Annotated in this window: 12 protein-coding genes; 9 read left to right on the top strand and 3 right to left on the bottom strand. The window is 46.9% G+C overall.

What is annotated here, in order from left to right; genetic code table 11:
- The first annotated feature begins 1,132 nt into the window (after positions 1-1,132).
- Entirely contained in the window at positions 1,133-1,741 is a 609-nt protein-coding gene (locus QWI17_RS03810) for a hypothetical protein (protein WP_302721181.1), read from the top strand.
- A 12-nt stretch (positions 1,742-1,753) separates the two neighbouring features.
- Here QWI17_RS03810 and QWI17_RS03805 read toward each other — a convergent pair whose 3' ends face one another.
- Complete coding sequence (locus tag QWI17_RS03805) at positions 1,754-2,056, bottom strand: type II toxin-antitoxin system RelE/ParE family toxin (protein ID WP_302721180.1); 303 nt, start codon at positions 2,054-2,056, stop codon at positions 1,754-1,756.
- Positions 2,037-2,258, bottom strand: a complete 222-nt coding sequence (locus tag QWI17_RS03800; protein WP_302721179.1) for a TA system antitoxin ParD family protein — start codon at positions 2,256-2,258, stop codon at positions 2,037-2,039. The genes QWI17_RS03805 and QWI17_RS03800 overlap by 20 nt, the downstream gene beginning before the upstream one ends.
- 354 nt (positions 2,259-2,612) lie before the next feature.
- On the opposite strand from QWI17_RS03800, the gene QWI17_RS03795 reads away from it, so the two are divergent.
- The 8 genes from QWI17_RS03795 to QWI17_RS03760 all read left to right on the top strand — a co-directional run bounded on the left by QWI17_RS03795 (position 2,613) and on the right by QWI17_RS03760 (position 8,457).
- Positions 2,613-2,909, top strand: a complete 297-nt coding sequence (locus tag QWI17_RS03795) for a Dabb family protein (protein WP_302721178.1) — start codon at positions 2,613-2,615, stop codon at positions 2,907-2,909.
- Positions 2,910-3,107: 198 nt separating this feature from the next.
- Positions 3,108-3,467 carry an MmcQ/YjbR family DNA-binding protein gene (locus QWI17_RS03790; protein WP_302721177.1) on the top strand — a complete coding sequence of 120 codons (360 nt, stop codon included), beginning with the start codon at positions 3,108-3,110 and terminating at the stop codon, positions 3,465-3,467.
- Between the two features lie 318 nt (positions 3,468-3,785).
- Entirely contained in the window at positions 3,786-4,349 is a 564-nt protein-coding gene (locus tag QWI17_RS03785; protein ID WP_302721176.1) for a GbsR/MarR family transcriptional regulator, read from the top strand.
- A 49-nt stretch (positions 4,350-4,398) separates the two neighbouring features.
- The gene (locus QWI17_RS03780; protein ID WP_302721183.1) at positions 4,399-5,763 is read left to right on the top strand and encodes a cytochrome ubiquinol oxidase subunit I; all 1,365 of its coding nucleotides are present in this window, start codon (positions 4,399-4,401) and stop codon (positions 5,761-5,763) included.
- Positions 5,764-5,774: 11 nt separating this feature from the next.
- On the top strand, positions 5,775-6,791 hold the full coding sequence (locus QWI17_RS03775; RefSeq protein ID WP_302721182.1) for a cytochrome d ubiquinol oxidase subunit II: 1,017 nt from the start codon (positions 5,775-5,777) through the stop codon (positions 6,789-6,791).
- 194 nt (positions 6,792-6,985) lie between these two features.
- A complete protein-coding gene (locus tag QWI17_RS03770; protein ID WP_302721174.1) occupies positions 6,986-7,237 on the top strand; it encodes a hypothetical protein in 252 nt (83 codons plus the stop codon).
- Positions 7,238-7,362: 125 nt separating this feature from the next.
- Entirely contained in the window at positions 7,363-7,833 is a 471-nt protein-coding gene (locus QWI17_RS03765) for a DUF3224 domain-containing protein (protein ID WP_302721173.1), read from the top strand.
- 18 nt (positions 7,834-7,851) lie between these two features.
- Positions 7,852-8,457, top strand: a complete 606-nt coding sequence (locus QWI17_RS03760; protein ID WP_302721172.1) for a GyrI-like domain-containing protein — start codon at positions 7,852-7,854, stop codon at positions 8,455-8,457.
- A gap of 32 nt (positions 8,458-8,489) precedes the next feature.
- Here QWI17_RS03760 and QWI17_RS03755 read toward each other — a convergent pair whose 3' ends face one another.
- Positions 8,490-11,423: a DUF748 domain-containing protein gene (locus QWI17_RS03755; protein ID WP_302721171.1), complete on the bottom strand. Its 2,934-nt coding sequence runs from the start codon at positions 11,421-11,423 to the stop codon at positions 8,490-8,492.
- Positions 11,424-11,456 lie beyond the last annotated feature (33 nt).

Below are 11,456 nucleotides of genomic sequence, written 5' to 3'. Positions count from 1 at the left end.
CAAATCGATTCCGCAAAAATATTTGTGGGATTTGGTATAAAATCTCATGAGATGATCTCCTTCTTGATTAACTTTTTTTCGCACTCTAAGTTTAGAAGGTTCCTCCGGAATCTAGAGGAGGAGGTCATCATAAGTATCAATCAGCTGCACTGGACTCCGCAAACTGTCGCGCTTTTTGCTTGCGCAAAAACTCGCGCCAGCTTACTCCGCCAGTGAGCTGGGCGTTAAGCACATGTACATACGATTCGAAACGGAGCTCAAATTTAGCAATTCATCGTGCGCGAAGGGGATATTTGCAGCCATGGGTGATGCTAAGCGCCAGGGGTCAATGAGTCTCCGAGAGCATATCTGGTATATAAATGTGGCGAATTGGTTCAATAGTAGTTTGATGAATCCGTCCTGCTTCGAAGAGCCCATCTGCAAAAGCATTAGGTTTAAAGCGCAAAGCTGGTTCAAGCTCAGAAGCACAGAGCATCTGGAACAATCGCTATCGGTTGTCCGGCTACTTCGGAGGCAGGACATTAGTGTTAACGTTAGGCTGTCTGCCGAACCTGGTAACATCGTTTACGAAGATGAGTTTCAAATAGTGGTGGGTCCAAATGCTTACCAAGGCCGGTCAGCATCGCCCACTTCGTGGGCTGGACCTCCGATACGGCGCTTCTCGCCTTCACTCCGGCCGCTGCCGGCTGCGTTATAAGCTCGGGGAGGCTCAGTGCTGAGACCACAATGCCCTTGGTGCGAACACAAAGTTTCGACCTATCAACTTGGTGCAAGAGAATCGGAATTAAAGCCTAAGTGGTATTCACTGACTAGGAATGTTTCGGTTTGCCCATACTGTAACAATAAGGTGAAGGTAAGCGCTAAATCTGTTAGGTGGATAGGACTTGCGTTGCCGCTATTAATTCTTTCGGTTGCCAGAGTTGTTCTCGGTGAAGATGTTGTTCCTGTATCACCTTTCAACGAAATAGGATTTACTTTGGCGGTCACAGGGTTTCTGGTTTCGTTTTTTACAATACGGTATGAGAAGGATGATCGCTTATAACAAGCGTAATCACGCGGAGCCATTTTTAGTTGCTACGCTCCCAAAAATGGCCCAGTGCTACGGACGTTGTCTCGAAAGGAGCCGCATCGAGTGATAAAAACAACGGACTCAAAATTGAAAAAAGGTAATGAACCTTTCACTTATCAAGGCGCAAAACTAGATTTTGATGTTTTGTCTTTCTGGCAATGGTCAAGTTCTGAATTGCTGGGAAATGCTCTTCGCGGAAAGCTAGCAGAATTTATTGTGGCTTCCAGCATTGATGCACTATCAAGTCTGAGAGAAGAGTGGGATGAATTTGATGTTGTGGCATCAAGCGGTTTAAAAATAGAAGTTAAATCCTCATCTTACTTGCAAAGTTGGCAACAAAATAAGCCTTCTAGAATTTCTTTTGGTATTCAGCCAACTGGCACATCACAAACAAGAGGTGAAGAGAAATCCAGGAAAGCAGATATTTATGTGTTTTGTGTTCTCGCGCACAAGGATATGTCGTCAGTAAATCCGCTGAGTCTAGAACAATGGGACTTTTATATTCTTTCGACATCCGTGCTGAATGAAAAAGCGCCAGAACAACAAACAATCACTTTGTCCAGTCTGTTGGAATTAAAGCCTACTCACGTTAAGTATGAGAGATTGGGTGCTGAAATTAACAAACGAGATAACAAGTCAGTTCAGCCGACCGCTATCGCTGCGGCTGACTGAAGCGTTACAACATCATTTCTTCCGCTTTTGGTCGCGGTAGACGTTTTCGTGTGAGCCTAGGACCATCAGTTCAAGGACAAGAGCACCATTATCAAAACTGTAACCCAGCAGAGTCAATTGCTTGTTCATTTTGAACTTATGGACTCGTAGAGAGGCCAGATTCCCTTTCTTTTGTTCTCCGATGTTGGGGTTGGCCATTAGGTTTTTAACGGCCAAGTCGAGGTCTTTTTTCTGGTTGGGCTTGAGCCTCTTCACCGCTTTTTTGAATGTAGGGGTCTGTAATACACTGGTAGCCTTAACCAAAGTCGTAGGCATCCAGTTTTCCGGCATCTAGCTCGGCCTGCGCGATAATGGCATGCCTTACAAACTCGTAGGGTAAATCGGGGTTATCTTCCATCATTTCACCGATTTTCGCCCAATGTTCTATTTGCTTGGGCGGGGTCCGATTAAGCGCCTTGGCTATAATAGTGGCTTTTTCAATTAGTTTTTGATCTAAGCGAATGCTGTTCGTAGCCATTTGTACCTCCAACGTTAACTAGCCTCAACTGTAGCAATGCGCCACAAATGCGGCAAATTGCTACAAAGCGCTTTTGTTGGACTGCTTTTCCGCTGGCGCTACAAAGCCGCCGCAAAGCGCGGGGTTTCGGATCAATTTGATTGTCGAGTTACTATATGAGTGAAATAGACAAACAGAATGCACAGAGATTCTATTCGTTGATGTTTAATGAATGTAAGCCCAAGGAAGCAGTTGAGAAATATGTTGGAAATAGATATATCCAATGCCGACTGAAATGAAGCCGAGATTTTTCTCCTTTTTATAGATCCAATAACATACTTAATAGATTGAGACGCATAACACAGGAAATGTTGAATGATTAGGCATATTTTACTTATTCAGTTCAAAGATGCATCTGATGAATCAGAGATCGAAAAAATTAAAGCTATGTTTTTAGCAATGCCGGGAAAAGTTACGGGCGTGATAGCGGTTGAGTGGGGTGAAAACGATAGCCCCGAGGGGATGAATCAGGGCTTCACACATACAGTCATGATGACCTTTTCTGATGAGAAGGCTCGACAAAGTTATTTGCCACACCCAGCGCATGAAAAATTGAAAGAAGTGTTTATTCCTTTGCTCGAGGATATTATTGTTTTTGACTACCAAGTTTAGGCCGCCTCGAAAAGGTATTTTAGTATAAGTATGTTTTGGTCTTAATTAGGTTACAAAGCTATCGCTTATAAAGAAGGAATGAGTCGATGCTGAACATGTTGCCATGGTTGTTGTCCATGAGATTAGCTGTGGCCTTCATAATCTAAGCAGCCATAGTGATTGGCAACACTGCCTTGACTAGTAACACAGGTGAAAAGCGTGGAATATACTCAATTTAACGACTTGTGCGCGTCTTTACCCGCTACGACCCATGTCGTTCAGTGGGGTAATTCTGATGTGTGGAAAGTCGGAGGTAAGGTATTTGCCGTCGGCGGTTGGCAAAAGAATAACCAGCCCGCTTTTACGTTTAAGACTTCAGAGTTGCATTTTCATCTGTTGAGCGACGAGCCTGGTTACCGGCCAGCACCCTACTTAGCGTCACGGGGAATGAAATGGATTCAGCAATACGCTGCGGGTCCGGAAAAAGACGATGAGCTGGAATACTATATTCGTGAGTCTCACCGTATCGTCGCTGCGGGCTTGACCAAAAAGTTGCAACGCGAGTTGGGCTTTCTTTAAGTAAGTCCGACAATCCATGCTAAGGGTTGTCGTGTAAAAATCACCGATCTTTCCCAATGGGCTGCTCAGCTCCTGAATCTCTATTCTTCCTAGCCTATCCGACATAACAGGGTTATCGCCATCTGCGCGCAAGTTCGCAAAATGGGTGAAGGTGTCACTTTTCCCTGTTTACGGCTGCAATGAAGTTATAAACCGTAAATTGAGGTGTGCCAGAGTTGTCCTACAAAGGCATGGTGGGCGGGATAAAGTGTAAAGAGCCTTGCGCACCGCAGTTTTAGCATTTAGTATTTTCAGTAATTACTGAAAATTGGAAAAGCTATGACGGGCGACACTAAAGAGCTAATGACGCCGATGATGCAGAAAGTAGTAGCTAATTTCGGCGAAATGGGGAGTAGATGGGGTATAAATCGTACGGTTGGGCAAATATACGCTCTGCTGGTGCTCAGTGACGTCCCTCTCAATGCCGATCAAATCGGTGAAGCCCTGTGTATTTCTCGCTCGAACGTGTCGATGGGGCTAAAGGAGTTAGGCTCCTGGCAACTGCTGAGTACGGTGCACTACCCGGGCGATCGCAAGGATTACTTCAATGCACCGGAAGATATTTGGCAAATTGCCAGAACGCTTGTCGCCGAGCGGCGCAAACGCGAAATTGATCCGACTTTGAGTGTGTTGCGCGACGCGTTGATGCAGACTCCGCAAGACGAGCGCGACGTGTACGCACAAAAACGTATTCACCAAATGCATGACTTGATGGAACAGCTTACCCAAGTTTCTGAGGAGTTTAATCAACTGTCTACTGAGCAGCTAACCCGGTTACTGAAGCTAGGTGCCGGGCTTGGCAAGGTGCTGGACTTCAAAGGGAAGTTAACCGGTAAATCGTAATGGTCGAAGTGGCCAATACTTGTAGCAACCATGCGAGGTAACCATGGAAGTGCTCGATACATTGATGCTGTCACGAATTCAGTTTGCGCTGAATATTAGTTTCCACATTCTTTTCCCCACTATCACTATTGCCCTGTGCTGGGCACTGCTGTTTTTTAAGTTGCGTGCCAATATCACAGGCGATGATACCTGGAATCGCATTTACCGATTCTGGGTTAAGATTTTTGCGTTGACCTTTGCTTTGGGCGTTGTCAGCGGCATTACCATGTCATTTCAGTTCGGCACCAACTGGCCTGGGTTTATGGAGAAAGTGGGGAATGTGGCGGGGCCGCTGCTTGGCTATGAAGTACTGACAGCTTTTTTTCTTGAGGCGACTTTTCTAGGCGTAATGTTGTTTGGTGGCGATAAAGTATCGAACCGGGTGCATACCTTGGCGACTTTTATGGTGGCGATCGGTACTACTTTATCAGCGTTTTGGATTCTAGCGCTCAACTCATGGATGCATACACCAGCAGGTCATGTGGTGAGAGATGGTGTTGTGTACCCGGAAAGTTGGCTTGCTATCATCTTTAATCCGTCTTTCCCGTATCGCTTTGTGCATATGATGTTGGCCTCCAGTTTAACCTGTGCGTTTTTGATTGCCGGCGTTTCGGCCTATCGATTATTACGTGGTGATGATAAGCCCGGCCCACGCTACACGTTAAAATTTGGGTTAGTTGCGGTTTTATTCCTGGCCCCTGCCCAGGCTTTGGTAGGCGACTTTCACGGATTAAACACGCTACAGCATCAGCCTGCTAAAATTGCCGCCATGGAGGGGATTTGGCACACCGAACGCGGCGCGCCCTTATTGCTGTTTGCTTTACCGGACTCGAAGCAGAAAACAAACCATTTTGAAATTGGTATTCCTAAAGGGGCCAGTTTAATCTTAACCCACGATCTTGACGGGGAAATTAAGGGACTTAACGAGTTTGCCGATGCTCATCCCCCGGTGGCACCCGTATTCTTCAGTTTTCGAGTGATGGTTGGCATGGGCGTACTGATGATATTGGTCGGCATTGCGGGTTGCTGGACGCTGTATCGGCGCGGTCAACTGTATCGCTGGCAACTGCGGGTTCTGCTGGCAATGACGTTCGCCGGTTGGTTGGCAACCCTGGCTGGTTGGTATGTAACGGAAATTGGCCGGCAGCCCTTTATAGTGTCGGGTATTTTGCGTACGCGCGATGCGGTCACAGATCAGCCCCCTGAGTTTGTCTGGCTGTCTTTGATTACCTACGCCATAGTGTATGCGTGTTTGTTGTGGGCGTATATTCATACACTGTTCCTAATGGCTCGAAAAGCTGCCCAGCTAGAAAGTTTTAGCGATGCCAGGCCTACACAAGGCTCACCTACAAAAACCCGGGAGGTGCAAGCGTGACAGGCAGCCCAATGCTTTCAGGATTGGAATACTGGTTACCCGTGCTGTTTGTCGGTTTAATGGCACTAGCCTTTTTTATCTATGCCGTGCTTGACGGTTACGATTTGGGGGTGGGAATTCTATTGCCGATGGATAATAAAAGCGCGACTGCTAGCGAGCGCGATACCATGATCGCCTCGATCGGACCGTTCTGGGATGCTAATGAAACTTGGTTGGTATTGGCGGTAGGATTAATGTTGATTGCTTTTCCAAGTGCGCATTCGTTAGTACTGGGTAATTTGTATTTGCCAGCATTAGCATTACTCGTTGGTTTGATTCTACGCGGAGTGGCATTTGATTTTCGCGCTAAGTCGCCGAGTGTCCATAAAACACGTTGGGATTGGGTGTTTAAGCTAGGCTCGCTGCTCGCCACCTACAGTCAGGGGTTTATGATTGGTATGTACGTAGTGGGGTTTGAGTACAACCTTTGGGGCCTGGCTTTCGCTCTGTTCAGTGGTGTTTGTGTGAGCGCAGGCTACTGCTTCATCGGCGCGGCCTGGTTGATTATGAAAACCGAAGCTGATTTACAGCGACGGGCTGCCAATTGGGCTCGCACCATGCTTTGGGTGACCTTACTTGGCTTGCTGCTAATCTCTGTGGTGAATCCGTGGGTAAACCCAGAAGTATTCAGTAAGTGGTTCGAATTGCCCCAATTTTTTATACTTTTGTTGGTTCCACTAACGCTGTTGTTGGTGACTATGATCACCGAGACTTACTTGCGTGGATTCCCGGGGACGGGTGAGCGGTGGTGCTGGCTTCCCTTTTGCGCTGCGGTCGTCATTTTTTTGTTGAGTTTTGTTGGGCTGGGTTACAGCTTTTTCCCCGACATTGTGCCCGGCCAGCTCAACATCTGGCAGGCCGCCGCAGATTCCTCTGCGTTAGTACCGATTGGTATCGGAGCGGCCGTGGTAGTGCCGATCATTTTGCTCTACACCGCCTTTTCCTATCGTGTTTTTTGGGGTAAGGCAACAGAGCTCAAGTACCACTAGCAGCCTGCTAGACTCATAATGTCCTGGAGTGTCTAAATACAAATGTGCGAAAAATACGCCGCCGAAGTATCAGTGCGGCGTATAGGCGAAAATAACATTTTAGCGACCATAAGGAGCCATATAAACCGGTGATATTGATACTTGTAAGTGCACTTCTAACGGCCTACATACTGTCTATTATTTTGGGTAGGTTTATGATGGTCAAGTACGTCCGTCCGATGGTAACCGGGTGGCCAAAAGAATTGTTAAAGGCGAGCATTCGTGCATTGCTATATACCCCTACCTTTGCCGCAGGTGGTCATGGCGTTGCAATCTTACCGGGCGGTTTCGCAATTGTGATGAGTGAATCCCGGCATATGCTCTATGTACTGCCATTGCCTGTATGTATATTTGTAGTGAGTGTTATTGTTACTTTGTGGCGCCGCGATTACGATCCTGCTCGATAACACCTTCCTCGCATGTAATCTACTATCTGTGTTCAACCAACTAAATGAGCTAAGCTTCAGCAATTACGTCACAAATTGGCGTAATTGCCCTATATTCTTTTAGCAAAGAATCAGGAGTAAACGCAGTGAAACAATATTTAGTGATGTTGATCGCTATGTTGGCGGTAAGTACCTTTGCACAGGAGCGGGATGTGAAATTAAACAGTATGTCGGTTACGGGTAAATTTGAGGTTGAACTGGTTCCAGTCAAGGATGATGAAACTCCTGCGGGGCGAATGCTCATAAACAAACACTACTCTGGCGACCTTTTCGGCCAGGGGCTTGGTCAGATGCTTAGCAAGCGTACGGCTAGTGGTAGCGCCGCCTATGTTGCACTGGAAGAGTTTACTGGCGCGATAGAGGGGCGTAAGGGCGCATTTACCTTGCTGCACAAGGGGCTGATGAATGAGGCTAGTCAGTCTTTGGATATTCAAATTTTACCCGGTTCGGGGAGCGGTGATTTTGCAGGAATCACAGGTTCCATGAGTATTGAGCAGAGCGACGGTGAACATCGATATACACTTAATTTTGATCTGCCAAAGGGTGAGAGTAAATAATCTAGCAGGCTGATGAATATGGAAAAGATAGATTATAAGAAAAAGTTAAAACATTTGTACCGACCCTCTGCCAAAGTCGTGCAGCAAGTGGAGGTGCCACCGCTGCGCTACTTAATGGTGGACGGAACAGGCGAGCCCGGTTCGGCTTCTTATCAAGAGGCTATTGAGGCACTGTATAAAGTATCGTACACGGCGAAGTTCACGGTCAAAAAAGGCTCAATGGCAACCGATTATGCGGTGATGCCACTCGAAGGTTTATGGTGGGCCGATGACATGCGCGTATTTGAAACCGGGGATAAATCCCAGTGGTTATGGACCATGATGATTATGCAGCCGGATATCGTACCCGATACTATTATTGAGCAATGTATTGAGTCGGTGAGAGAAAAAAATAATGTGTCGGGTCTGGATCGCTTGCGTTTGCAAACCTTTGACGAGGGTCTATGCATGCAAACCATGCACATTGGTCCATTTTCAGAAGAAGGCCCGACGGTTGCCCGCGTCCACGAGGCCATTACCGAGGTGGGCAATTTGCGTGGTAAACACCATGAGATTTATTTGAGCGATATTCGCCGTGCCAATCCCAGCAACTGGAAAACGGTGATTAGGCAACCGTATGAATAGCTCAGGGTATATTTATTGCCTGCACGTTGGCGTTATTGAGTTTCCAGTTCAAATTTTATTGTCGTGCCGTTAAGTGAGTCGCCCTGGGCTGGTCTGACTGCAACTTGATTCGCCTCTAGTTGCTGAGTCAGTAGAAAGGTTTGTATTTTTTCGCTGCGAGCATCGGCTAGGGCAAGCAGGGATGCGGTATCGACAGTTACATCTTGCACCAGTAAATCGAAGGCTCGGGACAGTGCTTTGGTGTCGGCTGCATTTTTGTCTTCTTCTTGTGATCGATAGCTTTCACGCAGCTCTTGGTATTTACCTGCACCGCGTTTGTTAAATTCACGAACTATGGCCGCCGTATTTTGTTGGCGCCAGTTGGCCAGCGCGGAACTGTCTACCTTTTGATTTGGCGTAATACGATTCACGACCTGTTGGCGCGCGATAGCAACGGCATCTTTGCCTGGAGTAGCATTGCCCCGAATATCCAGAACCAGCTCGGGTTTTGATTTTAGTGCGGATGCCAGCGCTTTTAGCGTTGTCTGGCTTTGCTCGTCCAGCTCGGCACTGGCCGCTGTAAAGGTAACTGAGCTTAGGTCTTGGTCAGAACTAAGTAAGCTTCCCAACATGGTGAATGGTGATGCGGCGACTTTAACTAAAATATTCGTGAGGGCCTTTGCCAAAAGCCCGCCTACGCTAAAGCTTGGGTCACTGCGGTCGCCGTTAATGTCCAGGTCGAGACTGATACCGCCTTCAAAATCACGCAGTAGTGACATGCCAAGTTTAACCGGGGCGTTGATGGCTTTCTCACTGGGCACTCTTTCACCTAAGTAAAAGTCGTCGGCTTTTATGCGATTGCTTCCGTCTACCTTTGTGCCCTCAAGCGTGTAACCAAAATCGTAATTGAGATTGCCCCGTTCCGTAGCAAAACCCATAAACGCTGCTGTGTAGGGGGAAAAGTGGCGCAAATCGAGCGCCGCTAGACTACCTTCTATGCTGGCCTTAGTTTCGTTTAGGTTGAAGTTGGATTTTAGCTCAAAAGGCGCTTGGTGATTAACATTGGCGCTTAGCTCGGCCTGGGCTGGCTCCGTTGCAAGCGTGCTGAAGTTGGTCACCTTCATATCGATATTGTTAAGGCTGGAGCGCAGAGTAGGTGAGAGTGAGGCATCTTCAAAGTTGACGTTGCCATTGGTCAAAGACAGATTGTGTAAGGCAAACTCTATATTTGGCTTTTCATTTTTGTCATCGGTATTCGGTGGTGTTACTTCCTCAGTTAAACCCTTCTGCCCGTCAGCTTTCATGAGTTCCCAGTTAGGTCGCTGGGCTTGCTCGAGCGTAATCGTGGGGTTGGCAAGCTCGATATTGGCAATGCTGACACTTGTTGCCGGCAGCGTGATGTTAGTATCTTCTATATTCAGATCACTAAAGGACAAAACATCAGAGTGAGTCTCTAGGTTTTCCAATTCAAAATTGGTAATGGCGAGATTATTGGATACAGATACGGAAAGCTCGGGCAGGGTTTGCACTTGAACATTGCCCGATGTGCTGAGTGTTCCCTGGCGCATTATCGCATGGCTAATGGATGCCAAATAGGGGTTAAGAGACTCCAGTAAAAAATCATCTACGGCGTATTGGGATGAAATGCTAAAAGGTATTGCTGTGAATTCGCCCTGTAGATGTAATGACGTTTTTTCATTTAAGGTGGCTGAAATTTGCAGCGGACTGGGTTGGTCTGATGTGAGATGCAAAGGCTCTATTAATAGCGAAATGTCGTCAATATTCCACTGTGCGGCGGGTTCAAGTGTTCGGTCGCTAAACAATACTTGGCTCGACTGAATCGAGAAAGTATTGATATCGACTTGCCACGGCAACTCTTTTGGGCTTTGCGCGTGGGGTGATGTTGTCGGGGCTTGCGCAGTTGCAGGCGTGTCTTCTGGTTGTGCTGTGCGTACCATGAGTGATTGGTAACGAAACTCACCATTGTTGTTGCGCCATTGGTTTAAAGTAAGGCCGTCGTAAATCAGTTGATTAATCGTTAGCGACTGTCGATTTAAATCGAAAGCGATACCACTGGCTTTTAACGTGTCAATTTCGACAACTTTTGGGCCTTGTTCAAGGTCGTCCAATGCCAGAGCGGTAATAACAAGATCGGTATCAGTAAGGTTGAATGCCAGAGGCTTATCATCAATTTGTTGCACAGTTAAGTGACCGTTGCCATTTAAATGGCCGGATAAGTCTGCATTGACTATATTGCGCAGAAAATCAGAAACCTCGGCTAGTGCCAAATCTGAAAGTGTTATCTGGCTATCCAGATACAGCGGTTCCAAGCGATACTCGCCCTTTAAAGTGACTGTTCCGCCATTGCTGAGCTTGGTTACGATGGAGTAGGGGTTGTTATTGTCAGCGCCAGTGGCGATATAAAGGTTTTCAAAGCTTACGTTAATGTTCTCGAGATGAGCATCGGCAGCAATTGATTTTGAGCTGTCAAAGTAAGAGGCTTCGCCCGCTTGAATATTTATGCTCTCAATCAATAACCGGAGGGGCGCGCTGTCGGCTTGGCCTGATGTTTTTCCTTCATGCTCAGGTTGAGCGGCAGATAGATTTTCAACGATACTGTCAAAGTTAAAGCCGTGTGCCAGTTTATGTACTTGAACTTCTGGCGCAACCCAGTCTATGGATTCGATAACGGGGTAAAATTTAAACAGCGATTGCCAAAAGCCCAAATCAACCGAAAGCGACTGAAATTCTAGAATCGGCGTATTGGGTGTATCGCTAACGGCCAGCTGATGGCAAGTAAGCTGCAATTGAAAGGGGTTGAACTGAAATGCTTCAACCGAAATGTCGCGCCCAATCATGGCGGCGACATCGTTCTGAACGATTGTTTTTAGTTTTCCTGGCAAGTAAAAGTAACTTGCCAGAACAAACACCATATAAACGGCGAGGAAAAACGTAGCGGTAACTAAGAGTGGTTTCTTCGCCTTCATGGATTCCTTCCACTTTTGGATTAATGTGCTGCG

Origin of the sequence: Gilvimarinus gilvus (assembly GCF_030518155.1) — a bacterium.
In the GTDB taxonomy this organism is placed as follows: Bacteria; Pseudomonadota; Gammaproteobacteria; order Pseudomonadales; family Cellvibrionaceae; genus Gilvimarinus; species Gilvimarinus gilvus.
This window is presented reverse-complemented; position numbering and strand designations above follow the sequence as displayed.

What these genes read in the sequence shown, in the direction of transcription:
- QWI17_RS03805 (WP_302721180.1), bottom strand. Translation starts at nt 2,056, where the DNA reads ATGCCTACGACTTTGGTTAAGGCTACCAGTGTATTACAGACCCCTACA.
- QWI17_RS03800 (WP_302721179.1), bottom strand. Translation starts at nt 2,258, where the DNA reads ATGGCTACGAACAGCATTCGCTTAGATCAAAAACTAATTGAAAAAGCC.
- QWI17_RS03795 (WP_302721178.1), top strand. Translation starts at nt 2,613, where the DNA reads ATGATTAGGCATATTTTACTTATTCAGTTCAAAGATGCATCTGATGAA.
- QWI17_RS03785 (WP_302721176.1), top strand. Translation starts at nt 3,786, where the DNA reads ATGACGGGCGACACTAAAGAGCTAATGACGCCGATGATGCAGAAAGTA.
- QWI17_RS03775 (WP_302721182.1), top strand. Translation starts at nt 5,775, where the DNA reads ATGCTTTCAGGATTGGAATACTGGTTACCCGTGCTGTTTGTCGGTTTA.
- QWI17_RS03770 (WP_302721174.1), top strand. Translation starts at nt 6,986, where the DNA reads ATGATGGTCAAGTACGTCCGTCCGATGGTAACCGGGTGGCCAAAAGAA.
- QWI17_RS03760 (WP_302721172.1), top strand. Translation starts at nt 7,852, where the DNA reads ATGGAAAAGATAGATTATAAGAAAAAGTTAAAACATTTGTACCGACCC.
- QWI17_RS03755 (WP_302721171.1), bottom strand. Translation starts at nt 11,423, where the DNA reads ATGAAGGCGAAGAAACCACTCTTAGTTACCGCTACGTTTTTCCTCGCC.